At 63.7% G+C, this 25,072-nt stretch carries 22 protein-coding genes; 12 read left to right on the top strand and 10 right to left on the bottom strand.

Annotated features, from left to right (window positions below; all coding sequences use genetic code 11):
• The first annotated feature begins 6 nt into the window (after positions 1–6).
• Both LPJGGPFB_RS14775 and LPJGGPFB_RS14770 read left to right on the top strand, forming a co-directional pair.
• Positions 7–726, top strand: coding sequence for an AzlC family ABC transporter permease (locus tag LPJGGPFB_RS14775; RefSeq protein ID WP_173420585.1), 720 nt, complete (start codon positions 7–9; stop codon positions 724–726).
• Positions 727–729: 3 nt separating this feature from the next.
• Positions 730–1,044, top strand: a complete 315-nt coding sequence (locus LPJGGPFB_RS14770) for an AzlD family protein (protein WP_077500059.1) — start codon at positions 730–732, stop codon at positions 1,042–1,044.
• A gap of 84 nt (positions 1,045–1,128) precedes the next feature.
• On the opposite strand, the gene LPJGGPFB_RS14765 is transcribed toward LPJGGPFB_RS14770, so the two are convergent.
• From LPJGGPFB_RS14765 to LPJGGPFB_RS14750, 4 genes are all read right to left on the bottom strand, one after another.
• Positions 1,129–2,964 carry an aminopeptidase P family protein gene (locus LPJGGPFB_RS14765; RefSeq protein ID WP_173420584.1) on the bottom strand — a complete coding sequence of 612 codons (1,836 nt, stop codon included), beginning with the start codon at positions 2,962–2,964 and terminating at the stop codon, positions 1,129–1,131.
• An 842-nt stretch (positions 2,965–3,806) separates the two neighbouring features.
• Complete coding sequence (locus tag LPJGGPFB_RS14760; RefSeq protein WP_173420583.1) at positions 3,807–4,682, bottom strand: 50S ribosomal protein L11 methyltransferase; 876 nt, start codon at positions 4,680–4,682, stop codon at positions 3,807–3,809.
• Between the two features lie 155 nt (positions 4,683–4,837).
• Entirely contained in the window at positions 4,838–5,437 is a 600-nt protein-coding gene (locus LPJGGPFB_RS14755) for an SCO family protein (protein ID WP_173420582.1), read from the bottom strand.
• Between the two features lie 175 nt (positions 5,438–5,612).
• Complete coding sequence (locus LPJGGPFB_RS14750) at positions 5,613–5,771, bottom strand: hypothetical protein (protein ID WP_173420581.1); 159 nt, start codon at positions 5,769–5,771, stop codon at positions 5,613–5,615.
• Between the two features lie 243 nt (positions 5,772–6,014).
• On the opposite strand from LPJGGPFB_RS14750, the gene LPJGGPFB_RS14745 reads away from it, so the two are divergent.
• From LPJGGPFB_RS14745 to LPJGGPFB_RS14735, 3 genes are all read left to right on the top strand, one after another.
• On the top strand, positions 6,015–8,132 hold the full coding sequence (locus tag LPJGGPFB_RS14745) for a methyl-accepting chemotaxis protein (protein WP_234902818.1): 2,118 nt from the start codon (positions 6,015–6,017) through the stop codon (positions 8,130–8,132).
• A 2-nt stretch (positions 8,133–8,134) separates the two neighbouring features.
• Positions 8,135–8,599, top strand: coding sequence for a chemotaxis protein CheW (locus LPJGGPFB_RS14740; RefSeq protein ID WP_034792537.1), 465 nt, complete (start codon positions 8,135–8,137; stop codon positions 8,597–8,599).
• 394 nt (positions 8,600–8,993) lie between these two features.
• Complete coding sequence (locus LPJGGPFB_RS14735; RefSeq protein ID WP_173420579.1) at positions 8,994–9,296, top strand: hypothetical protein; 303 nt, start codon at positions 8,994–8,996, stop codon at positions 9,294–9,296.
• Between the two features lie 118 nt (positions 9,297–9,414).
• Here the strand turns inward: LPJGGPFB_RS14735 and LPJGGPFB_RS14730 are convergent, their stop codons facing one another.
• Together LPJGGPFB_RS14730 and LPJGGPFB_RS14725 are read right to left on the bottom strand one after the other, a co-directional pair.
• A complete protein-coding gene (locus LPJGGPFB_RS14730; protein WP_173420578.1) occupies positions 9,415–9,909 on the bottom strand; it encodes a CreA family protein in 495 nt (164 codons plus the stop codon).
• A gap of 107 nt (positions 9,910–10,016) precedes the next feature.
• On the bottom strand, positions 10,017–11,261 hold the full coding sequence (locus tag LPJGGPFB_RS14725) for a GGDEF domain-containing protein (RefSeq protein WP_173420577.1): 1,245 nt from the start codon (positions 11,259–11,261) through the stop codon (positions 10,017–10,019).
• A gap of 247 nt (positions 11,262–11,508) precedes the next feature.
• On the opposite strand from LPJGGPFB_RS14725, the gene LPJGGPFB_RS14720 reads away from it, so the two are divergent.
• The 4 genes from LPJGGPFB_RS14720 to LPJGGPFB_RS14705 all read left to right on the top strand — a co-directional run bounded on the left by LPJGGPFB_RS14720 (position 11,509) and on the right by LPJGGPFB_RS14705 (position 14,212).
• Positions 11,509–12,183, top strand: a complete 675-nt coding sequence (locus LPJGGPFB_RS14720; protein WP_173420576.1) for a phosphoribosyltransferase — start codon at positions 11,509–11,511, stop codon at positions 12,181–12,183.
• Between the two features lie 130 nt (positions 12,184–12,313).
• Positions 12,314–12,973 carry a cysteine hydrolase family protein gene (locus LPJGGPFB_RS14715; RefSeq protein ID WP_173420575.1) on the top strand — a complete coding sequence of 220 codons (660 nt, stop codon included), beginning with the start codon at positions 12,314–12,316 and terminating at the stop codon, positions 12,971–12,973.
• Between the two features lie 292 nt (positions 12,974–13,265).
• Positions 13,266–13,727, top strand: a complete 462-nt coding sequence (locus tag LPJGGPFB_RS14710) for a GNAT family N-acetyltransferase (protein ID WP_173420574.1) — start codon at positions 13,266–13,268, stop codon at positions 13,725–13,727.
• 38 nt (positions 13,728–13,765) lie between these two features.
• Positions 13,766–14,212, top strand: coding sequence for a DUF488 domain-containing protein (locus tag LPJGGPFB_RS14705; protein WP_173420573.1), 447 nt, complete (start codon positions 13,766–13,768; stop codon positions 14,210–14,212).
• Positions 14,213–14,240: 28 nt separating this feature from the next.
• Here the strand turns inward: LPJGGPFB_RS14705 and LPJGGPFB_RS14700 are convergent, their stop codons facing one another.
• From LPJGGPFB_RS14700 to LPJGGPFB_RS14690, 3 genes are all read right to left on the bottom strand, one after another.
• Positions 14,241–16,688: an ATP-dependent helicase gene (locus LPJGGPFB_RS14700; RefSeq protein WP_173421054.1), complete on the bottom strand. Its 2,448-nt coding sequence runs from the start codon at positions 16,686–16,688 to the stop codon at positions 14,241–14,243.
• Positions 16,689–16,835: 147 nt separating this feature from the next.
• The gene (locus LPJGGPFB_RS14695) at positions 16,836–17,240 is read right to left on the bottom strand and encodes a carboxymuconolactone decarboxylase family protein (protein ID WP_173420572.1); all 405 of its coding nucleotides are present in this window, start codon (positions 17,238–17,240) and stop codon (positions 16,836–16,838) included.
• 57 nt (positions 17,241–17,297) lie between these two features.
• Positions 17,298–18,119, bottom strand: a complete 822-nt coding sequence (locus tag LPJGGPFB_RS14690) for a cyclase family protein (protein WP_173420571.1) — start codon at positions 18,117–18,119, stop codon at positions 17,298–17,300.
• A gap of 316 nt (positions 18,120–18,435) precedes the next feature.
• Here LPJGGPFB_RS14690 and LPJGGPFB_RS14685 point away from each other — a divergent pair, with 316 nt between their 5' ends.
• Both LPJGGPFB_RS14685 and LPJGGPFB_RS14680 read left to right on the top strand, forming a co-directional pair.
• Entirely contained in the window at positions 18,436–19,620 is a 1,185-nt protein-coding gene (locus LPJGGPFB_RS14685; protein WP_173420570.1) for an efflux RND transporter periplasmic adaptor subunit, read from the top strand.
• The gene (locus LPJGGPFB_RS14680; protein ID WP_173420569.1) at positions 19,617–22,754 is read left to right on the top strand and encodes an efflux RND transporter permease subunit; all 3,138 of its coding nucleotides are present in this window, start codon (positions 19,617–19,619) and stop codon (positions 22,752–22,754) included. Before LPJGGPFB_RS14685 ends, LPJGGPFB_RS14680 begins: the two co-directional genes overlap by 4 nt.
• A 99-nt stretch (positions 22,755–22,853) precedes the next feature.
• On the opposite strand, the gene LPJGGPFB_RS14675 is transcribed toward LPJGGPFB_RS14680, so the two are convergent.
• Entirely contained in the window at positions 22,854–23,294 is a 441-nt protein-coding gene (locus tag LPJGGPFB_RS14675) for an anthrone oxygenase family protein (protein WP_173420568.1), read from the bottom strand.
• Between the two features lie 354 nt (positions 23,295–23,648).
• Between LPJGGPFB_RS14675 and LPJGGPFB_RS14670 the strand changes: the two genes are divergently transcribed.
• On the top strand, positions 23,649–25,055 hold the full coding sequence (locus tag LPJGGPFB_RS14670) for an FAD-linked oxidase C-terminal domain-containing protein (protein ID WP_173420567.1): 1,407 nt from the start codon (positions 23,649–23,651) through the stop codon (positions 25,053–25,055).
• Positions 25,056–25,072: the final 17 nt, after the last annotated feature.

The raw sequence follows: 25,072 nt of genomic DNA, 5'->3' as shown, positions 1-25,072 counted from the left end.
GAACCCATGAGAAAAGACGAATTCTGGGAGGGCGTGCGCGGCGGCTTTCCGATCATGCTGGCGGCTTCGCCGTTCGGCGCGCTGTTCGGCGCGCTTGCGGTCGACAACGGCTTTACCATCGCCGATACCGTGTTCATGAGCGCGACCGTTTATGCCGGCGCGAGCCAGATGGTCGGCATCGAGCTGTTCGGCAACCACGTCCAGCCCTGGCTGGTGGTGCTCTCGGTGTTCGCGGTCAACTTCCGCCACGTGCTCTATTCCGCCTCGATCGCCAAATACATCCGGCATTTCACGCCGATCCAGAAATTCTTCGCCTTCTTCCTGCTGGTCGATCCCCAATATGCCGAGACTGAGAAACGCGGCGAGCGCGGCCTGCCGGTGACCTTCCCCTGGTATCTCGGCTTCGGGCTGGTGATCTATTTCCCCTGGATCTTCAACACGCTGCTGGGCGCGATCTTCGGCCAGATGATCGGTGACCCCAAGGCGATTGGCCTCGACGTGCTCTTGCCAATCTATTTCCTTGGCCTCGTCATGGGTTTTCGCAAGCGCGACCGCTTCCTGCCGATCGTTGCCGTTTCGGCCGTCGCATCCGTTGCCGGCATGCATTTCGTCGGCTCGCCCTGGCATGTCAGCATCGGGGCGCTGGCGGGTGTGCTGCTCGCTGCCTGCCTGCCGCCGGTCGAGACTGTGGCTGCACCGCCCGTCGCCATCGAGAAGGAGGCCTGAGCCATGGATCCGCAGCACCTCAACCTTATCTATCTCATCATCGCGGCGGCCGTTGCCACCTTCGTCACCCGCATCGGCGGTTATGTGCTCATCACCCAGATGAAGCAGATCCCGCCGCGGCTGGAGGCGGCGCTGAATGCCGTGCCGGCCGCAGTGTTGACGACGCTGGTCGCGCCCGCCTTCGTCTATGGCGGCTTCGACGTGGCGGTCTCGATGTTTGTCGCCTTCGCCATTGCGCTCGGGCTCAACCTGTCCACCCTGCGCATGCTGGTCATCGGCTGGGTGGTGGTGATGCTGCTGCGCCACCTGGTGCTGTAGGCGAGCAGTCCCGCATCCAAAACGAAAACGCCGCGGTTCTGATGAACCGCGGCGTTTTCGTTTTGTCTCTGATCGTATTCCGGCTTAGCGGCTCAGCGCCTCGGTTGCTGCCTTCAACCAGTTGCGGGTCTCGTCGCTGACCAACAATGGCATCAGCTTTTCGCGCGTCTCGGCATGGTAGGCGTTGAACCAGGCGAGTTCCTCGTCGGTCAAAAGCGCCGGCAGCACCAGGCGGCGGTCGATCGGGCAATAGGTGATCGTATCGAAGCCGAGCATGGGCAAGTCGCCGCCCGCGATCTCTTCGGCCGGCTGGACCACGATCAGGTTTTCGATGCGGATACCGAAGGCGCCAGGGCGGTAGTAGCCCGGCTCGTTCGAAAGGATCATGCCGGCCAGCAGCTCCTGGGTGGAAAGCCGGGCGATGCGCTGTGGGCCCTCATGCACCGAGAGATAGGAGCCGACGCCGTGGCCGGTGCCGTGCGCGTAATCAGCGCCCGCCTTCCAGAGCGCGATGCGGGCCAAGGGGTCGAGGTCGACGCCGCGCGTGCCCTTGGGGAAACGCGCCGTGCTGATGGCGATCATGCCCTTCAGCACCAGGGTGAAGAAGCGCTTCTGCTCTTCCGGCACCGCGCCGATCGCGACCGTGCGGGTGATATCGGTGGTGCCGTTGATGTATTGCGCGCCGGAATCGATCAGGAACATGGTTCCGGCTTCGATGGCGCGGTCGGTGTCGGTCGTCACGCGATAGTGCATGATCGCCGCATGCGAACCGGCGCCAGAGATGGTGTCGAAGGAAATGTCTTTCAGCGGGTTCTGCATGCGCTCGCCGACAGTGGCGCGGGCGGCTTCCAGCTGGTTGGCGGCGCCGATCTCGGTGACCGTGCCGGGTTCGGCCCTGTCGAGCCAGGCGAGGAACTCGACCATGGCAGCGCCGTCCTGCAGATGCGCGCGGGTGGAACCCTCGATCTCGGCCTTGTTCTTCTGGGCGCGGGGCAGGCGGGCCGGATCGACGGCTTCGACTACCTTGCCGCCGTTGCCGCGGATCAACTCGGAAATGGCAAACGAAGCGAGGTCCGGGTCGAGCATCACGGCGGCGCCGGCAGCACCGAGCGCCTTCAGGCGATCGTCGAAGGTCGAGGGTGCGGCGATCTCGGCGATCTGGGTGAGATAGGCTTCCTGCTCGATGCCGGTCTTGCGCTTGTCGAGGAAGATTTCGGCGCGGCCATCGGCATGGACGATGGCGCGGGCGAGCGGATGCGGCGTGTGCGGTACATCGGTGCCGCGGATGTTGAAGGTCCAGGCGACGGACGAGGGGTCGGTCAGCACCACGGCACCGGCGCCGGCCTTGCCGAGGCCGGCCGCGATGATCGCGATCTTGTCCTTGGCCAGTTCACCGGCCTGTTCGATCGGCTGAATGGAGACGCGGCCGAGCGGGGCCGCCGGGCGTCCGGTCCAGATGCGGTCGAGCGGGTTGTGATCGAGGAAGACCAGCGAGCCGCCGAGCGTGGCAAGGGCCTTTTCCAAGCGGCGCACTTCAGCACCGGTGTGCAGCCACGGGTCGATGCCGAGCCTGAAGCCCTTGGTGCCGTTGTTTTCCAGCCACAGATGCGGCGGCTCGCCGATCAGGTCGCCGCCGGTAAAGACCTGCCCGTCGACCTGCTCTTTCAATTGGGTGACGTAACGTCCATCGACGAACACGACGGCCTGACTCTGCGTGATCAATGCGATACCGGCCGAACCGGTAAAGCCGGTCAGCCAGGAAAGCCGCTCGGACGAGGCCGGCACATACTCGCCCTGGAACTCGTCGGCACGCGGCACGAGAAAGCCGTCGATGCCGAGGCTCGCGAAGGACGCGCGCAACGCTTCTGTGCGCTCCTTGCCGAACTGCGGCGTGGAGGTGACTTCAAAGGACTGAAACATGAGGGATTTCCGGTAAATTGGGCGGAGAACCGCGGGAAAGATGCGCGATCTTAGCGGAAACGACCCTTATGAGGAAAGAGGCGACTTCCTGCCGGGCAAGTGTGCCGCATGGCGTGCACAGATTTGAAGGGCAATTGCTCATTTACCATACATATGCGCTTTGTGCATGGCTCCTATGCCAAGAAGCCGCTTTCTCTATCGGAATAATAGTTTATAAGCCGCCTCAACGAACACGGACGAACATCCGGTGGTTCAAAAGCCTGCAGTTCCGAGAATAGTTGATCATTCTGTTCTCCTCCTCCCTCAAGGGTGGTCAATTTCGGAACGGTAGACGCCCGCTCGAGCGCTCCTCCTCCTCAGGCTCGCGGGCATGGTCGGTCTCAAGCCGACCAGCAGGCGATGCCCCTGGCATCGCCTTTGTTTCGAAGGGCCGCCCGTCATGATGGACGTGGCGGCCTTTTCGTTTTCTCCGGGTTTTGAAAGTGTGTGCGCGCGAAGCGCATCAGGCGCGACGGTTGCGTTGATATCGCTTTTTCCTTCGGGCATCCGTGCGATGCCGGCTCTCATTGTGGTTTGCGAATGCCCCTCACCCTAACCCTCTCCCCGCAGGCGGGGCGAGGGGACGTGCGCGATGGCTGGCGCAGCGGAAGGCGGTGGGCTGAGATGCTTGTTTATCGGACGACAGGACGTCTCTGCGCATAGCCCTGGCTCGAAGACCGCCAGTGCGCGGGAAGGTAATAACGTGGCGGTGCGGTGCCACAGATGCCTTCTCCCCGCGTGCGGGGAGAAGGTGCCGGTAGGCGGATGAGGGGCCGCTGCGCGCGCGTCGGCGAAGTTCGAAATTACTTCTCCAGGTGGATCGTCACCCAGCCGTTGCGCCAGATGGTGCGCACGTGGCGCAGGTGCTGGCCGTTGTAGTGGGCAAGCACTTTCCAGCGCTGTTCAGCGAGAATACCCGAGAGGATCACCGAGCCGCCGGGGGCGAGGTTGGCGGTCAGCTGCGGCGCCATCTTCATCAGCGGGCGGGCAAGGATATTGGCGATGATCAGGTCGAACGGGCCGTTGCCGCTGAAGGCGGTCGAGTGAAAGCCGGGGGCGGTCGCAAAGGTCATGCCCGTGACGACACCGTTGCGCCGTGCGTTTTCCTCGGCGACGCGGGTTGCGATCGGGTCGATGTCGGTGGCAAGCACCGGCACGTGCAGGAGCTTCCAGGCGGCGATCGCGAGCACGCCGCTGCCGGTGCCAAGGTCGAGCACATTGCGCACCGTGCGGGTGCGCGCGACCGTTGCCAGCACCTCGAGGCAGCCCGCGGTGGTACCGTGGTGGCCGGTGCCGAAGGCCTGGCCTGCCTCGATCTCGATGGCGATTTCGCCGGTGCGGACCTTGTCGCGATCATGGGAGCCGTGCACGACGAAGCGGCCGGCACGCACCGGTGCCAACCCCTCGAGCGACTTGGCGATCCAGTCGATATCCGGCAGCACTTCGCGCGTGATCGCCAGATGGGCAAAGCCATCGGCCAGCGCCTCGGTCAGGCGTTCGTTCACGCCTTCCTCGTCAACCCTCATCATGTAGATCGAGGCTTCCCACACATCACGCTTTTCGTCGACTTCCGTCGTGCCGATGGCAAAATCCTCTTCGCCGAAAACCTCGCTCAAGCGGTCGAGCACGGCTTCCGCCTGCTTCTCGGTGGTGGTGACGAAAAGTCTGATCTCGCTCAAGGCTCTGTCCTTCGGCTGACACTGCATAATCTTCGCGCGCCCGTTCTGGCGCGCGGCGCTGCAAGCCCCCGCCGCTAGCATGAATGCCGGGCAAACGCAAAGCGCCGGGCGATGCCGGCGCTTGCAAAAGCATTCGATTGAGGCTGGAGCCGTCCTCAGCCCTTGGCGAGGTTCTCGAGCTTCTTGATCGCCGTCTCGGGGTTCTCCTCATAGGCGATGGTGCCGGAGAATTTGCCGTCGGCGTCAAGCAGGAACACGGACGCCGTATGGTCCATGGTGTAGTCTCCGTTAGGCTGCTTCTCGTCGAGCGGCACCTTCTTGGCGTAGACGCGGTAGCCCTTGACCATGTCCAGGACCTTTTCGGCCGGGCCGGAAATGCCGGTGATGCGCTTGGAGACGTTGGACACGTACTGGCCGAGAATGTCAGGCGTGTCGCGCTCGGGGTCGACGGTGATGAAATAGGCCTGCAGCTTGTTGCCTTCCGGATCGACCTTTTCCAGCCAGCCGTTCAGCTCGAACAACGTGGTCGGGCAAACCTCCGGGCAATGGGTGAAGCCGAAGAACAGCGCTGTCGGTTTGCCGGTGAAGGCCTTTTCGGTGATCTCCTTGCCGTCCTGCGCCACCAGTGTGAAGGGCACGCCGAAGGGGCCGGAGGCGGCCTGCTGCTTCGACTGGGTCATCTCGTAGGTCAGCCAGCCGAGAACGCCGGCCATGACGACGACAGCGGCCCAAAGGGCGATGCGAATGGTTTTCATGCGTGCTACCGATTTGTTGGGGCCTGAGCCGGCCCTATCAGGTTGATCGGCTTTTGATACCGTCTCCATCGCGGCCGCGCAAATGGGAGAATTGCCGCAGGCAAGTTGACGCATTTCCAGACGAAAACCGCTTCGGACTTTTCCTGGAAATGCTCAGGCGGTCGGCTTCATCAGGTCACAGGCACCAGGCAAGGCCGGATTGGGCAAGCGCCAGGAACATGTCGGCGCCGTTCGCCATCCAGCCGCGGAATGCAAGAACCGACACGACGGCGAGCGTCATCGCGACAGCTGCAAGCAGCGGGAGCCGGATCGATCTCTGCGGTTTCGTGTTCATGGCCCCATCATAGCATCTGAACCTGCGCGGGGAAGGGGTGGTGAACCGCGCTTGTCCCCAGACTTGCGTGCCCGTCTTAGCGAATGCTTAAGGTCTGTTTGCCAGTGTTTCGACAACGCGGGTGAAGTGCTTCACCTCTACATGACATGACGTCATCCGGTTTGATCGAGCCCGGCTTTCCGCATCGATTTTAACGGAGGACTTCGCCTGGCTTTGGGCAGGTCCGTGACCATGGACTGCTCTATGACCGCAACGTCTGCTCCTTTCAAGAAGAACCTCTCCGTCAGCCAGCGGCTCGCAACGCTTGCCGGTGCCGCCTTCGTCGGCTTCGGCTCGGTGCTCGGCGTCGGCTGGTACGAAGACATGCGCTCGAACGAGGCGCTGAACGGCGCGATCACCGCGCAACGTGGCCTGACCACCGTCGATGAGATGCGGCTCGCCACCACCAACCTCGTCCTCAACGCCATGGATACGATCGTCGACCGCGACGAAGGCGTCGTCCATCCTGAGCGTGCCGCCGGCATTGCGACCACGCTCGGTCTGTTGGAGGCGAGCAAGGCCGATATCAAGACGCTGGCGAGCTTGCTTGGCCGTGCCGACGCGCTCTCCACCTTCGACGCGGATCTGGCAGAACTTCGACAGGCGATCGGTGTCGACCTGAAGGCGCTGGTCGAAGGCAAGGCCTCGACGGAAGAATTCGGCAAGATCGACGACGCGATCGACGGGGCCGGCGAACGGCTGGGCGCTGCACTGGCACAGCTCTCTGAGACTGCGACCCAGCTGGTTCAGACGCGGGTCGACGAAGCGCGCGCCGTTTCGGCCGATGCGCTTCTGCTCCAGACAGCCGCCGGCCTGCTCGCCATGGCGACCTTGCTTGGCCTGCTCTGGTTCCACGGCTCAACGCTTCGCCGCGGTATCCTCGGGCTTCGCGACAGCATGCAGCGCATCCAGAAGGGCGAGTTCGGCTCCAAGGTCGAAGCGCTCGATCGCGGTGACGAGATCGGGGTCATGGCCCGCTCGGTCGATCTTTTCCGCGTGTCGGCCATCGAAAAACAATCGCTCGAGCAGAATGCGGCAGCCAGCCGCCGCGAGATCGAGAAGGAGCGCGAGCAGCAGCAGGGCGAGCGCGACGAAGCGGTGCGCCGCATCCAGGCGGCCGTCGACAGCCTCGGCCTGGCGCTGACGCAGCTTGCCGATGGCGATCTGGCCGTGACCATCGATCGGCCGTTCGACGGCAATCTCGACACGCTGCGCCGCAACTTCAACCAGACGGTCGAGCGCCTGCGCGACGTGCTCTTCAACGTCAAGGAAAACGCGCTTTCGATCGAATCGAACGGTCGCCAGATGCGCAGCGCCGCCGACGACCTGGCGCGCCGCACCGAAAAACAGGCAGCCTCGCTGGAGCAGACCTCCGCAGCCCTCGACGAGATCACGGTGACCGTGCGCACGGCGACACAGCGCGCCGAAGAGGCGAGCCGCATGGTCGACGACACCCGCACCAATGCGCAGGAATCCGGCCGGATCGTCGGCGAGGCGATCGACGCCATGGCCCGCATCGAGGATGCGTCGAAAGAGATCGGCAAGATCATCAATGTCATCGACGAGATCGCCTTCCAGACCAATCTGCTGGCGCTGAACGCCGGCGTCGAAGCGGCGCGGGCAGGGGAAGCCGGCAAGGGCTTTGCCGTGGTGGCACAGGAAGTGCGCGAACTGGCGCAGCGCGCCGCCGGTGCCGCGAAGGACATCAAGACGCTCGTCAGCCGCTCCGGCAACGAGGTCGGCACCGGTGTCCGGCTGGTGCAGGCGACGGGTGAAGCGCTCGGCCGCATCGGCGTCGATGTCGCCCGCATCAACGAACATATGAGCTCCATCGTCATGGCGGCACGCGAGCAGTCGACCGGGCTCAACGAAATCAGCACGGCCGTCGGCCAGCTCGACCAGATGACCCAGCAGAACGCCGCGATGGTCGAGCAGACGAACGCCTCCAGCCACACGCTGGCGCAGGACGCGGAAAAGCTGACGCAGCTCGTCGGCCAGTTCCACGAAGGCCGCGCCGCTCACGCTTCGATGCGCTCCAGCGCGCCTTCGCAGGCGACCTCCGGCGTGAAGCCGGCAACACCTCCTCCTGTTCAGACGAAGACGACAGCGTCGCCGGCATCGACGCCGGTATCTGCAAGGCTGGTGCCCAGGGGCACCGACAGGGCCGTGCCTCTGCGCAACCTTGCCTCGGCAAAATCGACCGCGCGTCCAGCTCCATCCCCCGCCAAGGCCCTCATGGGCAAGCTTGCGGGCGCATTCGGCAACCAACCGGGCTCCGTGCCATCGACTTCGGCCTCCGGTGAGAATTGGGAAGAATTCTGATCATGTCCAACGCAATCAAGCAGTCCGGCGCCTACCTCGAAATCGTTTCGTTCCATCTGGGCGACCAGGAGTTCTGCATCGACATCATGGCGATCCGCGAAATCCGCGGCTGGGCGCCGGTAACGCCGATGCCGCATACGCCGCCCTACGTGCTCGGCCTCATCAACCTGCGCGGCGCGGTGATCCCGGTCATCGACATGGCGGCCCGCCTCGGCATGAAGATGACCGAACCGTCGGAACGGTCGGCGATCATCGTCACCGACATCGCCGGCAAGCTCGTTGGCCTCCTGGTCGAGCAGGTCTCGGACATGATGACGATCAAGAGCGAGGCGCTGCAGCCGGCGCCGGAGATCATCCCGGAAGCGCAGCGCGCCTTCTGCCGCGGCATCGTGGCGCTTGAGAAGACCATGGTCTGCTTCCTCAACCTGGATACGGTGATTGCCGACGAGCTGGCCCAGGCGGCCTGATCGCAGTCAGTCGCGTCTTTCTGCGCCACGGCCCGGAGCATTGTTCCGGGCCGTTTTCGTTTATTTTTTCTGCGGAACCTTCGGCGACGGCGAGCGGTTTCCCTCGAAATAGCCGATCATTCCGGCGACATCGCTCGCGGCACTGCGCTTGCGCGCGCCGTTTCGGCTGCGAAAAATTCCACTCTTTCAGATGCTTGCTGACCCGACCCCGCGCCGGACGCGTTTGGCGTGCAAACCGGTCAAGTTACAGTCACGTAATGTCCATCACGGTTGCACGAGATTATGTGAGCGAAACGTCAACTACATCAGAGGAACAAGTGGGTGTATGGTACGTTCTTGCTCGTACCCGAACGGAGGCCGGGTGGTGCAAGGACAACGACATAGGAGTTATGTCATGAAAACGTCTCTGAGAAACTCACTTGCTGTATTGGTTCTAACGACGGCGGTCGCCGGTATTGCAGCTCCGGCATTTGCCGACAGCTACTACCAGGGTATCGACGCCCATGCCATGAAGCCGCGCACGACAACGGCGCAGCCGAGGATGATGTATGACAACGGATCCGTTGATCGCATGTCGACCGGCAGCATTTACAGAACCGCTCCGCCGCGTGTCATCTACCAGCAGCCCAGTTTTGAAAGCTATCAAGGTGGCGACGGCGAATACTACCAGGGTATCGTCCCTCCTAACTCGTACTGAGCATTGAAGACTTTCGGCCAGTTGTGGGGACTGGCCAGTGACAAAGCCCCCCGGAACGTCGTTCGGGGGGCTGTTTTTCAACCAAAATCGTCTGAAGGGTTGGCGGCGGGACGCGCGATCAAGGCGCAGGCTTGCCTTCCTGCCAGTTGACGGTCTGTCCGTAGAGCGGGATCGTCGTGATCGACATCTTGGCCGAGCCGTCGGTCAGTTCGCGCGAATGGGCAAGGTAGATCAGCGTGTCGTTCTTGCGGTCGTAGATCCGGGTGACGAGCAGGTCTTTCCAGATCAGCGACAGGCCGGAGCGGAAGACTTCCTCGCCTTCCTTTGACAGCTCGATGTCGCCGATCTCGATCGGGCCCGTCTGGCGGCAGGCGATCGAGTTGTTGGAAGGGTCCTCAAACCAGTTGCCGTTCTTCAGCCGATCGATGACGCCGCGATCGAAATAGGTGACGTGGCAGGTGACGCCCTTGACCTTGGGGTCGCTGACCGCGTCGACGATGATGTCGTTGCCGAGCCAGTCGACCCCGACTTCGCCGACGGTTTCGGCGTGGGCGAGGGTCGTCACGAGGGCGGCAAGGCCGGCAAGCATCGAGACGCGGAACGAACGGGACATGGATTTCCTCCGGTGGATTGCACCGTTCACATAGGTTCTGCCGCGGTCAATGCAAGATGAAACTGCATGGCGGCCCGGCGGTTCAGGCTTTGACAGGACAGGCTGGTTCAGCCGGTATCGCGCAGCAACTGCGGCGTGAGAGAATAGTCTTCGGCAGCACGAAGCTGGGCTGCGGCAGCGGCCAGCACGCGGGCGCTCGCATCCGGCTGCAGCCGGCCTGCGATGGTGCAGCGGTCGCGACCGTCTGCCTTGGAAGCGTAGAGCGCCATGTCGGCCCGAACCATCACGTCGGTCATGGTATCGCCGGTGCTCGCACTGGCAATGCCGATGCTGACCGTCAATCGGATCGGTTGGCCAAAGCGGCCGACCGGCGTGTCGCGGACCGTGCGCCCGATCTCCTCGGCCAGGAGAAACGCTTCCCCTTCGGTATGATCGGACAGGACGATGCCGAACTCCTCGCCGCCGATGCGCCCGAAAGTGCCGCGCCCGGCAAGGCAAGCGGTGACGATACCGGCGAAGTGACCAAGTGCCGCATCGCCGGCAGCATGGCCGTAACGGTCGTTGATCTGCTTGAAATAATCGAGGTCCAGCAACAGGAATGCGGCCGGGCGCGTTCGGGCGAGGCACGATGCGAGCAGGCGCTCGCCGAGGTCGGTAAAGGCGCGTCGCGACAGCGCTCCCGTCAGCTCGTCGCGGGCGATCGTGGACTTGAGTTCGGCGATGACGCGATCATGCGCCATGAGGACGACGCCGAGATAAAGGATCGGCATGTAGAGCAGCCACATGGACGCCAGCGCGAAATTCCAGGCGACCTCGGCGACCGGGCCTGTCTGGTCGACGGTGGCAGCCGGCAAATGTGCAGCGATATGCAGAAGCGTTACACCGGCAACCGCACTTCCGATGACGATCGCTCGGCGTGCCGTCGGGTCGCTGGCGGTGCGCAATCTCAGGACGGAAATGGAGGCGATCACGAACACGGCAGCCGCTATGCCGAGCGCGATCAGCGCCCGAGCCGCGAAACTGTGCGAGCCTGATGCGGCCAAGACCGAAAGGGTGGCAGCCAAGGTCGTACCGAGCGACAGGATTGCCGGCCACCAGCTGGGCAGCGCGAAGAACGCCCGGAAGCCGGCGAGCACGAAAAGACAGGCGATGGCAAGGAATGCATAGCCGACCAACGCCAGCGGCTGGAGCGACGGAAGCCCGGATACCATCACCAACGCCATGGCCACAGCCGTGGTTACACAGCCTGAAGCGAACTCCGCAGCCCCTGGCGTCGCGCCTTTCCGCAGCGACAGCAGAACCGGTAGCATCACCAAAAGGGAGATGATCGATAAGGCAGGAAGAAAGCTCATTTCGAAACGGCCTGTCGTGCTAAAATCGAGGAAGGCGGCTTGCGGCAAAGTCAGATATGCAGGGTCAATTGGTAGCTTTGGCGCCTTAATGAAATCCGGCGAAAATCGCTGCAATTTTAGCGATTGCCGTGATTGGAACGGTTGTCCACCGACGCCGAGTGACAACTGACGGACGGTGCGTTGTTTTGCCGGTTACGACCTTGCACGGGACGGTTCAAGCGGCCTTTTTCCGGCCGGGAGAGGCGATATGTTCACGGGACCGGTGTTCTTCGAAGACAGGGCCGATGCCGGCCGTCGGCTGGCGCTGGCGGTGGCAGCCTCCGTCCCGCCGGCTCCCCTGGTGATGGCGTTGCCGCGTGGCGGCGTGCCGGTTGCCTTCGAGATCGCCCTGCACCTCGACGCACCGCTTGAAGTGCTGATCGTGCGCAAGATCGGCGCGCCCGGACACCAGGAGTTCGGCCTTGGCGCCCTGGTCGACGGCGAGGAGGCGGAGCTGGTTCTGAACCGCGAGGCGGTGCGCCTCGTCCGGCCGGCACGCGGCTACATCGCCGCCGAAGCCGAACGACAACGTGCCGAAATCGCACGGCGGCGGGTGCTCTATCTCGGCGACCGTGAGCCACTGTCGCCAAAGGGGCGCAACGTGGTGCTCGTCGATGACGGCATCGCGACCGGCGGCACGATCCGCGCCGCGATCCAGGCGCTGCGCCGCGCCGATGTGGGTAGTCTGCTGCTGGCGGTTCCGGTCGCGCCGGCGAGCGCAATCGCAAGCCTGCGCCCGTCGGTCGAGGCCATCGTCTGTCTTTCGACGCCAGCCTTCTTCCGCGCCGTCGGTCTGCACTATCGCGACTTCGAGCAGACCTCGGATGCGGAAGTCATGGCCTTGCTCCGCAAGGCGAGGCACGGCGAAGGTGAGGGCGCTTGAGACGGTGGTGCCGCCGCCGTCCTCAGATCCGGACCGTATTGAAACCTTGCAACCGCCGCGCCACATTCCCAGTGCTTGATTGAAGCGTGGGGGACGGCCGCCTGAGGAGGTGGGCCGAAAGAGGGGAATGATGGTAGTTTCACGGGACATTGGGAAAACGCTTGCCGATTTTTGCCGGCCGGAGCGGATGGCGCTTGTCGTCTATGACATGCAGGTGGGGATCACCAACCAGGTCAAGAATGGTCCGGCGATCCTGGCCGAGGTGCTGAAGGTGCTGGAGGCGGCGCGCGCCGGCGGCTATCCCGTCATCTTCCTCAGGCACCTGTCGATGCCGAAGCCGCTGATGGGCGCGTTCCAGATGCGCCAGGCGATGGCCTGGCAGCGCACGGACGATCCGGATGCGGTCAGGCCCTGGTTCCTGCGCAACACGCCCGGCTTCGAGCTGGTGCCGGAACTGGCGCCACGCGAGGATGAGGCGATCCTCGACAAGATCACGTTTTCCGCCTTCGAGGGCACGCCGCTTGCCATCATCCTGCGCGATCTCGGGCTGACGTCGTTTGCCATCTGCGGCATTGCTACGGAAATCGGCATCGACCCGACCGTGCGTCATGGCGCCGATCTCGGGCTCGTGCCCATCGTCATCCGCGACGCCTGCGGCGCCGGGCATCACGAGGCTGGCGAACGGTCGATGGACAACATCGCCTTCATGGGCGACGCGATCCTGACCGGCGTCGACGAGATCATCGGGCAGATGGCAAGGGGGTCGTCAACGGGCCGGCGTGTCGCCTGACGGCCTCTGCCCGCAAAGCCCAGTGTCCGGCATGAAGATGCGCTGTTAGCGGACCGGTTCCGGTCGGTCTGCCGCGCACGGTTCACTCAGGCTCGGTTCCGCCAATCCACCTATCGTGCTTGCGCAAGGCATGTCGCCACCTGATCGTTGAGACAGGCAGTTCGCGACAACATCAGTCGCGCCTAATGTTTTCAAATTGCAGGGGAAAAGTCAGTCTCAAAGATGCGTTGCGCGCACAATTCGCAGATGCTGTCGGGCAAAGGCCCGTGCTCAACCAAAAACAGGAACCGACATGACCGACGCACTTAGCATCCGCCCGATTGCCCGCGATGATTACGAGCAATGGCTGCCGCTCTGGGATGGCTATAACGCCTTCTATGGCCGCTCCGGCGCAACGGCGCTGGACCCGGCGATTACCGCGATGACCTGGTCGCGCTTCTTTGACGGCTATGAGCCGGTGCATGCGCTGGTGGCTGAAAGTCATGGGCGGCTCGTTGGGCTCACCCATTATCTCTTTCACCGCAACACGACGGCGATCGGCCCGAACTGCTATCTCCAGGATCTGTTCACCAGCGAGGCTGCGCGCGGCAAGGGTGTCGGCGCAGCGCTGATCGAAGGCGTCTACGAGGCTGCTCGCCAGGCCGGATCGACGCGGGTTTACTGGCAGACGCACGAGACCAACGAGACGGCGATGAAGCTCTATGACAAGGTGGCGGAGAAGTCCGGCTTTCTCGTCTACCGAAAGATGGTCTAGGCTTCAGCCGGGCTGGGGCCACGGACAGGGGGAGCGCCATGGGCAACGTGCAGGTTTCGACGATCGGCTTCACGAAATCGTCGGCCGAAGATTTCTTCGATCGCCTGCAGAAGGCCGGCGTCAGGACGATTGTCGATGTCAGGCTGCACAACACCTCGCAGCTCGCCGGCTTTGCCAAGGCCGCTGATCTTGCCTTCTTCCTGAAGCGGATCGGCGGCATCGACTATGTGCACCAGCCGCTTTTCGCGCCGACCGAAGCAATCATGAAGGCCTACAAGACCGACAAGGGCGACTGGAAGACCTTTTCTCGGGACTTTCTGGATTTGATGGCCGAGCGCAAGATCGAGCAGCAGGTAAAGCCGGAGGCGCTTCAGGGCGCCTGCCTGCTCTGCGCCGAGGACAAGCCGCACCGCTGCCACCGCACGCTCGTCTGCGAATACCTCAACGACCGCTGGGGCGGACGGCTCAGCGTCGAGCACCTTTAGGCGGCTGGCCGCCGCCTAGACCAATTGCTCACACCTTCTCGACGAACCCATCCAGCACGCGCTTCTGCCCGGCCTTGTCGAAGTCGATCGTCAGCTTGTTGCCTTCGATCGCCGAAATGTTGCCGTTGCCGAACTTCATGTGGAAGACGCGGTCGCCGACGGTGAAGCGCGAGGGCTCGGTGCTGGTCGATTTTGCCACCAGTTCGCCGTCGATGGTGCGGCTGCGCGGGCCGCTTTCGCCGTAGCCGATGCGTTCGACGGCGTGGCCGGAGCGTGAGCCCCAGTTGTCGCGCGTCGCATCCGAACGGTTCTGCTGGGCGCGCTTCCAGCCGGGGGTCGAGTAGTTGTTCTGGAACGGGTCGGCCTTGTCGAAGCGCGACTGGCCGTAGCCGCCGCGGCCGTACCCGCCATAGGATTGCTCGCTCTCGGCGACGTCGACATGGGTGATCGGCAGTTCGTCGAGGAAGCGTGAGGGCAGGGTGGATTGCCACAGGCCATGGATGCGGCGGTTGGAGACGAACCAGATGTGGCAGCGGTGCTTTGCCCGGGTGATGCCGACATAGGCAAGGCGCCGTTCTTCCTCGAGGCCGGAGCGGCCGCCTTCGTCCAGCGCGCGCTGGTGCGGAAACAGGCCTTCCTCCCAGCCGGGCAGGAATACGGTGTCGAATTCCAGCCCCTTGGCCGAATGCAGCGTCATGATCGAGACGGCATCGAGGTTTTCGTTCTGCTCGGCGTCCATCACCAGCGAGACGTGTTCGAGGAAGCCACGCAGGCTCTCGAAGGCTTCCATCGAGCGGATGAGTTCCTTCAGGTTTTCCAGCCGCCCCGGCGCTTCGGCCGATTTGTCGTTCTGCCACATCGCGGTATAGCCGCTCTCGTCGAGGATCTGCTCGGCAAGTTCGGTATGAGGGGTGGTTTCGAGCAGGCCCTGCCAGCGGCGGAAATCGGCAACGACGTCGAACAGGCCTTTTCGGGCCTTCGGCTTCAGCTCGTCGGTCTCGATGATATCGGTTGCCGCCGCCAGCATGGGAATGTCGCGGGCGCGGGCATAGTCGTGCAGGGTGCGGATGGTGGTGTCGCCAAGGCCGCGTTTCGGCGTGTTGACGATGCGTTCGAAGGCGAGATCGTCGGCCGGCTGGCAGACGAGCCGGAAATAGGCCATGGCGTCGCGGATCTCGAGCCGCTCATAAAAGCGCGGGCCGCCGATGACGCGGTAGTTGAGGCCGAGCGTGACGAAGCGGTCTTCAAACTCGCGCATCTGGAACGAGGCGCGCACCAGGATCGCCATGTCGTTGAGCTTGTGGCTCTTGCGCTGCAGCTGCTCGATTTCCTCGCCGACGGCGCGGGCTTCCTCCTCGGAATCCCAGGCCGCGTGCACCTGCACCTTCTCGTCATCCGGGTCGGTGCGTTCGGTGAACAGCGTCTTGCCGAGCCGCCCCTCGTTATGGGCGATCAGATGGGCGGCAGCACCGAGAATATGCTCGGTCGAGCGGTAGTTGCGCTCGAGCTTGATCACTTTGGCGCCCGGGAAATCCTTCTCGAAGCGCAGGATATTGTCCACTTCCGCGCCGCGCCAGCCATAGATCGACTGGTCGTCGTCGCCGACACAGCAGACGTTCTGCGGCACGCCCTTGGGGCGCTGCGCCAGGAGCCGCAGCCACATGTACTGTGCGGTGTTGGTGTCCTGATACTCGTCGACGAGGATGTAGCGGAACTTGTCGTGATACTCCTTCAGCACATCCGGATTGCTGCGGAACATGCGGATCGGGTGCAGCAGCAGGTCTCCGAAGTCGCAGGCGTTCAGGGTGCGCAGGCGGTTCTGGTAAGCGGCGTAAAGCTCGCGGCCCTTGCCGTTGGCAAAGGCGCGAGCATCGCCCTCGGGGATCTGCGCGGGGTCGAGCCCCTTGTTCTTCCAGCCGTCGATCATGCCGGCGAACTGCTTGGCCGGCCAGCGCTTGTCGTCGAGACCCTCGGCCTGGATGATCTGCTTGATCAACCGGATGACGTCGTCGGTGTCTAGAATGGTGAAATCGGAGCGCAGGCCCACGAGCTCGGCGTGGCGGCGCAGAAGCTTGACGCCGATCGAGTGGAAGGTGCCGAGCCAGGGCATGCCCTCGACCGCATGGCCGACGAGCACGCCGATGCGTTCCTTCATCTCGCGCGCAGCCTTGTTGGTGAAGGTCACCGACAGGATCTGCGAGGGGAAGGCGCGGCCGGTGGAGAGAATATGCGCGATGCGGGTGGTGAGCACACGGGTCTTGCCCGTGCCGGCGCCAGCGAGAACAAGCACCGGGCCGTCGAGCGATTCCACCGCTTCGGCCTGCTCCGGGTTGAGGCCGGAGAGATAGTCCGGGCGCTGCTGCCGGTCGCGCGCTGCCATGGCGCGCGCGGCGATGCCGCCCGTTGCCGGCGGCTGCGGCTTACGCGGGGCCGGCTCTTCGTCGAAGAAGGGTATGTCGTCGAAACCACTCATCATGCGGCTCAATGTAGTGATTCGGAGGCGAAAGGCCAGAAAGGATGTTCTTCTTTTATTCCGTTTTCTGCGCCAGCCGCACCAAGCCTGTGGAAAGACAGGCGATTTCGAAGCCGCTTATTCTCCCTCAAGTTCGACTGCGAGCCGTCGTCAGGCCGTCCTGTCGAAGGCGGAGTCCACCGGCACCTGCAAGGCGGTCGCCAACTGGTTGGTTCTGGCGGCAAGCGAGATCACCCGGAGGAGATCGGCATGTTCGGCGTCGGTCATGCCCTTGGCCTTCGCTGCCGCCGTATGGGAATGGGCGCAGTAGCCGCAGCCATTGCTGACGGAAACGGCGATGTAGAGCATTTCCTTGACCAGCGGATCGAGGGCCGAGGGCGTTGCCATCACTGCCTTGACGTCGCGCCAGGTCTGCTCCAGCAGATCCGGATCGAAGGCGAGCCACAGCCACATGTTGTTGATGAAGTCCGATTTGCGGGTGGTGCGGATGTCGTCGAACACGGCCTTGACGCGCGGGTCGGATTCCGGATCGGCGGGTGGGGTAATGGTGCTCATGATGTCTCCGGGTCATTGTCCGGCGGCGCGTGCCGCCGGATCGGTAGGAAAACGGGTTCAGATGAGCGCAAACACGCGCGCAGGGCCGCCGGTGCCGCCACGATGCTTCGGCGCGCCGAGCACCAGGGTCGCGCCCTTGGCCGGCACCTTGTCGAGGTTGGCGGCGGCCTCCAGCCCCCAGCGGCCTTCCGGCAGCCAGGCATAGTGGGTGGCGAAATCGGGCGAAGGGCCGTGATCGAGCGACAGCGTGTCGACGGCGATGCCGGCGGCCTTGGTCTCTTCCAGCAGATACTTTGCCGCCTCGACGTGGAAGCCGGGGAAATGGAGCTTGCCGTCGGCATCGGCGTTGCGGAACTTGTCGGTGCCGAGATGCACGCCCCAGCCCGAGAGCATGGCGACGCAGGCGTTTTCAGGAATGTCGCCATTGGCGGCGACCCAGGCCTTGATGTCGTCGGGCGTCACTTGGGCATCGGCGTCGGCAGAGGCCTTCTGGCGGATGTCGATGACTGCGAGCGGCACGACCAGCTTCTCGACCGGCAGTTCGGCCACGGACAGGCCGTCGGCGGAGAAATGCAGCGGCGCGTCGACATGGGTGCCGGTGTGCTCGTTCACCCGGAGCTCGAACATGTTGAACTTGTCCTTGGCGTAGTTGAATTTCTCCTCGCGGAAGAATTGCTGCTGGCCGAAGAAGGTCGGGAACTCCTCGTAGAGTTCGTGGGTGAGGTCGGTAACGCTGGCGTGTCCCTGGGCCAGCGCCGGCGGCGCGATGCCCGCACTTGCCGCTGCGATGCCCGCCGTTCCGACGGCTGCAGCTTTAAAGAAGCTGCGGCGGGACAACATTTTCTGCTTTACGGATTCCATGACACACGCATCGCACATGACTTTGCTCCCCTCTCAAGAACCGGTCGAAACCTGATGGCAATGGCTGCCGGCGGTTGCAGGATACCTCAGTCGCCGTGACTGTAAACGGTGATTGTCTAGTGTTTTTCTAGGGAATAACACGATATCGCCGCTGCTGGTGCGATGATGGTCCGGATGACATCATACCGCCAACAAATTCGCTTTTATTACAATTGCGTAATGATGGCATTCCGTCGTTGCCCCCAAAGGCCCGAACAACGATACTTGGGGCAAATCGGAACGTTCCGCCGGTGCGTGCCGCGCTGGAGCGTGTTTTGCATATTTGGAGACATGAATGCGGGTTTGGAAACAGCTGGCGGTCAGCGCCGTTGTGCTTTTGGTGGGTGCCGGCGTCTGGGTGCGGTTCGTGCCCGGGGCAGGCGAAACGTTGGCGGCGATCGGTGTTTCGCACCCTTTGATCGATGCTCTCTCCAAGCAGGACGGCGGTGCTGGCGGCGAGGGCGGTCAGGGTGGCGGCGCGCGCAGGCAAGGCGGCAACGATGCCGTGCTCGTCATGGTGCGTCCGTCGGCAACGGCCGTCGTCAACGACCGGCTGAACGCTATCGGCAATGGCGAGGCGATCCACTCCGTCACCGTGACACCGACGGCCACAGGCAATCTCACCGAAATTCTCGTGCGTTCCGGCGATAGGGTGGCTGAGGGCCAGGTGATCGCCAAGCTCGACAGCGACGACCAGAAGATTGCCGCCGACCAGGCGCGTCTGACGCGCGACAGCGCAAAGGAAAAGGTGGAACGCTACCGCAACCTCAGCACAGCGCGCGCGGTGACGGCCGTCGAAGTGCGCGACGCCGAAATCGCCATGCAGACCGCCGAACTGGCACTCAAGACAGCCGAGCTCGATTTGAAGCGCCGCGATATCGTCGCGCCGTCGAAGGGCGTCGTCGGCATCATCACCGTCAATGTCGGCGACTACGTCACCACGACGACGCCGATTGCCGTCGTCGACGACCGTTCGGAGATCCTCGTCGACTTCTGGGTACCGGAGCGTTTTGCCAACAAGATCGTCGTCGGCCAGCCTGTGACGGCGCATGCCATCGCCCAGCCGGGCAGCCAGCTCGACGGCGTCATCCATGCCATCGACAACCGACTGGACCAGGCAAGCCGCACGTTGCGGGTCCGGGCACGTCTGGAAAACCCTGACGACACATTGCGGGCGGGCATGTCCTTCTCGGTAACGATGGCCTTCGATGGCGACACCTATCCGACCGTCGATCCGCTCGCCATCCAGTGGAGCTCCGACGGCTCCTATGTCTGGCGCGTGAGCGCCGACAAGAGCGAGCGTGTTCCAGTCAAGATCATCCAGCGCAACCCGGACAAGGTGCTGGTCGATGCGGCCTTGAGCGAAGGCGACGAAGTCGTCACCGAAGGCGTGCAGCGGCTGCGCGATGGCGGCGAAGTCCGCATCGCCGGGCGCGAGCGCCGCGATACCGCGCAGAAGGTCGCGGAGGACGTGAAGTGAGCGGCGCCAAGGAACCGGGACACCAAACCGCCCGCGAGGCCGGCAAGACCGGCTTCACCGCCCTTTTCATTCGCCGGCCGATCTTCGCGCTGGTGGTCAATACGCTGATCGTCGTTGCCGGCCTTGCGGCCTGGAACGGCATCGAAATCCGCGAGCTGCCACAGGTCGACCAGCCGGTCATATCGGTCACGACGACGCTCGATGGTGCTGCGCCCGAAACGATGGACCGCGAGGTGACCTCGGTGGTCGAGGGCGCCGTCTCGCGCGTTCAGGGCATCAAGGACATTTCCTCGACATCGTCCTTCGGCCGCAGCCGGGTAACGCTGCAGTTTTCCGACACCACCGATATCGGCCAGGCGGCCAACGACATTCGCGACGCGCTCGGCCGCGTGCGCAACCAGTTGCCGGAAGATGTCGACGAGCCGAGCATCGTCAAGGCGGATGCCGATAGCCAGCCGATCATGCGCCTGGCGCTGACCTCCGACACCATGTCGATGGAAGACATGACGCTGCTGGTCGAAAACGAGATCAGCGACCGGCTCGCCGCTGTCGAGGGTGTCGCCGACGTCGCCGTTTACGGCGACCAGGAAAAGATCTTCCGCATCGACCTCGACCAGGCCAAGCTCGCCGGGCGCGGGGTGACGGTGGCAAACCTCAGGACGGCGCTTGCCAACGCCTCCTATGACGTGCCGGCCGGCAAGCTGACGAGCGCCAGCCAGGACATTTCGGTGCGCGCCACCGCCGACCTGCAGACGCCGGAGCAGTTCGAAAACCTGATCCTTGTCAACAATGTGCGGCTGCGCGATATCGGCACGGTGACGCTCGGGCCTGATACCGGCTCGACGGCGCTGCGCTCCAACGGTCGCCAGGGCATCGGCCTTGGCATCATCCGCCAGGCACAGTCCAACACTGTCGATATTTCGGAAGGCGTGCGCAAGGTTGTCGAGACGATCCAGACGGAAATCCTTCCCGAGGGCACGCAGCTCAGGATCACCAGCGACGATGCGGTGTTCATCAACGGCGCCATCCACGAGGTGGAAATCGCGCTGGTCGTGGCGATCTTCATCGTCACACTCGTCATCTACATGTTCCTGCTCGACTGGCGGGCGACGCTGATCCCGACGATCACCATGCCTATTGCGCTGATCGGTACCGTAGCGGCGATCTACATGGCCGGCTTCTCGATCAACATCCTGACGCTGCTCGCCATCGTGCTTGCGACAGGTCTTGTGGTCGACGACGCGATCGTGGTCCTGGAAAACATCGTGCGGCGACGGGCCGAGGGGCTGGGGCCGAGGGCCGCGGCCGTGCACGGCACGCTCGAAGTGTTCTTCGCGGTGCTGGCGACGACGGCGACGCTTGCCGCTGTGTTCATTCCGCTGTCGTTTCTTCCGGGGCAGACCGGCGGTCTTTTCCGCGAGTTCGGCTTCGTGCTCGCTTTCTCGATCCTCTTGTCATCCTTCGTGTCGCTGACGCTCTGCCCGATGCTGGCATCGCGCATGCTGACGCAGGAGAACCATTCCAAACCCGGGCCGATGCGCCGTTTCGGCGCGCGTGCGTCCGAATTCTATCGCGTCACCCTGCGCGGCTGCCTCAATGCGCCACTGATCGTCTTCGTCGTTGCCGCCTTCTTCACGGCCATGGGCGGTATCGGCTTCATGACGCTGAAATCGGAGCTGACGCCGAGCGAGGACCGCTCGCAAGTGATGATGCGTATCAACGCGCCGCAGGGCGTGTCGCTCGAATACGCGCAGGCGCAGATGCGCCGGATCGAGGACGGGTTGCAGCCGCTGGTCAAATCCGGCGAGATCGACAACATCTTCTCGATCTCCGGCCAGGGCGGCTCGGCCAATAGCGGCTTCATGGTGCTGACGCTGGCGCCCTGGGGCGAACGCGAACGCAGCCAGCAGCAGATCGTCGCGGAGATCAACAAGGTGACCGCGCGCATTCCCTCGGTGCGGGTGTTTGCGATGCAGCCCAACAGCCTTGGCATTCGCGGCGCCGGCAGCGGCCTGCAGGTGGCGCTGGTCGGAAACGACTACACCAAGCTTGGCGATGCCGCCGCAAAGCTCGTGCGCCAGATGGAAGACAGCGGTCGCTTCGAGAACGTGCGGCTGAACTACGAGGCCAACCAGGCGCAGCTTTCGATCACCATCGACCGCGAGCGCGCATCCGACATGGGCGTCGATATCGGTGGCCTGGCCTGGGCGTTGCAGGCGATGCTCGACGGCAACAGCGTCGTCGATGTCTTCGTCGACGGCGAATCTTACCCGGTCAAGCTTCTGTCCTCGACCAATCCAGTCAATGACCCGACCGACCTGCAGAACATCTTCCTGAAGGCCGGCGACGGCAAGATCGTGCCGATGTCGACGATTGCCAGCGTCGAGGAAACGGCCGTGGCGCCGCAGCTGTCGCGGGAATCGCAGCTTCGCGCCGTGTCGCTGTCGGCGGGGCTCAAGTCTGACCTCGCGCTCGGCGAAGCCTTGACCATGGTCGAGCAAATGGCGGAACCGCTGTTGCCGCCGGGCTCGCGCATCATGCCGCTTGCGGAAGCTGCGACCCTCAACGAGAACGCCAACGGTCTCATCGTCACCTTCGGCTTTGCCCTCGTCATCATCTTCCTGGTGCTGGCCGCACAGTTCGAAAGCTTCGTCAGCGGCCTGATCATCATGGCGACGGTGCCGCTGGGGCTCGCCTGCGCGGTCTTTGCGATGATCCTCACCGGCAATACGCTCAACATCTACAGCCAGATCGGCCTGGTGATGCTCGTCGGCATTATGGCGAAGAACGGCATCCTGATCGTCGAATTCGCCAACCAGCTGCGCGACCGTGGCCAGGATGTGCGAACCGCGATCGAGAATGCTGCCAACATCCGCCTCAGGCCGGTGATGATGACAATGATCGCCACCATCGTCGGCGCGGTGCCGCTGGTGATGGCAAGCGGTGCCGGTGCGGAGGCGCGCATCGCGCTCGGCTGGGTGCTGGTCGGCGGTCTCGGCCTTGCGGTGGTCGTGACGCTTTACCTGACGCCGGTTGCCTATCTCGTCATTGCCGGGCTTACCAAGCCGCATGCGGACGAGGAGCGCAAGTTGCACGAGGAAATGGAGGCCGCCGCCGCGCTCGAAGCGAAGTAACGGCGGCCCGCGTGGCGCAACCGGCCCAAGGATGCGCCAGCACTTTGGCTATAGGGCAGCTTGCCGGCCTTCCATGGCTCCGCTTGAAAGCGGGATGCGCTAGCCCCGAAGCTCCAGCCAGACGGCGAGGAGGTAGACCAGCATGGCGATAGCGCCGAACGCGCTCCTGCCGGCGTGCAGCCTGCCCCAGTGAACGAGAAGCCCGCGGGTTTCCTCGTTGACTTCCTCTGGCCGCGTTGCCTCCAGGCGCCGGTTGATCGGCATGATCAAGAGGATCGTAAAGGGCCAGTTCAGGAGAATGACTGCTGCGCCGAAGCCCCAGAGCCCATTGCCGCTCTGCCACCAGGCGGCAAGACCAAGCAGGCCCGAGATGATCGCGAGCGAGGCCTGCATCTGGAAACCGCGACGGTAGGCCGGGACCCATTGCGTCAGCGCTGCGCGGTTGTCGAGCCGAAGCCTTGCCGGCTGTTCAGCCACGTTGATGTAGATGGCGGCGCCGAAGAATATCGAGGCCGTCAGCAAAGCGAGCAGACCGAACATAGTTCTTTTTCCTCATGTAGTGCCGGGAGCGGCCAGCCGACCGGGCTTCTTCTCTATCCCGTTTGTCGCAGGAAAGGGCCAGATTGTTGTGTTGGCAGGATGTTGTGACAGGCCGGTGTCGTCGGCACAACGCCTGCTGCCCAAGGTCCGCCCTCGGGGGCGTTTCCCGTCACAAGACGAAAGCTTTGTGACACTCAGGTCTCACCACCGGCGTTTTCACGCGATAGTCTGCTAGAGACTGCGTCAACGTCTGGACAAAGTGATTCCGATTTGCACAGTAGCGCCTTGAAATGAAAGCGCTTCCCCAAGGTCGGAACGGGGCGGTGCGGATGGCATGAAGAAGGGACGTTTTCCGTGGCATTGAAGGCGATCAGGGCTGGCTCGCGAAACGAAACCGGGATCGATACCGTAAAGGCGCAGCTTGCCGCCCGATTCGGCGATCGGTTCCAGACGGGCGAAGCGATCCGCGCCCAGCATGCCCACACCACCACCTATATCCCGGCGCAGCTTCCCGACGGCGTCGTCTTTCCAGAAAGTGCAGACGAAGTCCGCGAGATCGTCGCAATCGCCGCGGCCAACACCGTGCCGCTCATTCCCTTCGGCACCGGCTCGTCGCTCGAGGGCCATGTCAACGCGCCGCACGGCGGCATCTCCGTCGACATGATGCGCATGAACCGCGTGCTCGAAGTCAACGCGGAAGATCTGGACTGCCGGGTCGAGCCCGGCATCACCCGCGAAGAGCTCAACACCTATCTGCGCGACACGGGCCTGTTCTTCCCGATCGACCCTGGCGCCAACGCCTCGATCGGCGGCATGGCCTCGACGCGTGCATCCGGCACCAATGCGGTGCGCTACGGCACCATGAAGGACAATGTGCTGGCGCTGACAGTGGTGACGGCAGACGGTCGCGAGGTGCGCACGGCGCATCGGGCCCGCAAGTCGTCGGCCGGCTACGACCTTACCCGGTTGTTCGTCGGTGCCGAGGGCACGCTTGGCATCATCACCTCGATCACGCTCCGGCTCCAGGGCATTCCCGAAGTCATCTCCGGCGGCGTCTGCCCGTTCCCGACGATTGCGGATGCCTGCAATGCGGTGATCCTGACGATTCAATCCGGCATTCCGGTTGCCCGCATCGAGCTGTTGGACGCGCTGCAGATGAGGGCCTGCAACAACTATTCCGGCCTTTCCTACGAGGAGACGCCGACGCTGTTCGTCGAATTCCACGGCAACAGCGAGAGCGTCGAAATGCAGTCGCGGCATTTTGCCGAAATTGCGGCCGACTTCGGCTCCAGCGGCTTCATCTGGACCACCAACCCCGAAGAGCGGGCGCGGCTGTGGAAGGCGCGGCACAACGCCTACTGGGCCCAGAAGAGCCTGATCCCCGGGGCAGCCATTCTTTCCACCGATGTGTGCGTGCCGATCTCGCGGCTGGCCGATTGCGTGGCGGCGACCCATGAGGACATCGCGGCACACGGCCTGACGGCCCCGATCGTCGGACATGCCGGCGACGGCAACTTCCATGTCGGGCTGCTGTTTGACGACAAGGACGCCGCCGACGTGGCGCGGGCCGAGGCCTTCGTCGAGAGGCTGAACGCGCGGGCGCTGTCGATGGATGGCACCTGCACCGGCGAGCACGGCATCGGTCAGGGCAAGATGCCGTTTCTCGAAGCCGAGCTTGGCGACGCGCTGGATCTGATGCGGCAGGTCAAGCGTTCGCTCGATCCGCAGGGCATCTTCAACCCCGGCAAGATCTTCGCCTGACGCGAGTGGACGGACGA

The sequence above is a fragment of the Ensifer adhaerens genome (assembly GCF_013283195.1).
GTDB lineage: Bacteria > Pseudomonadota > Alphaproteobacteria > Rhizobiales > Rhizobiaceae > Ensifer > Ensifer adhaerens_G.
Note: the sequence above shows the minus strand (reverse complement) of the source record. Positions and strands in the feature narration are given on the sequence as shown.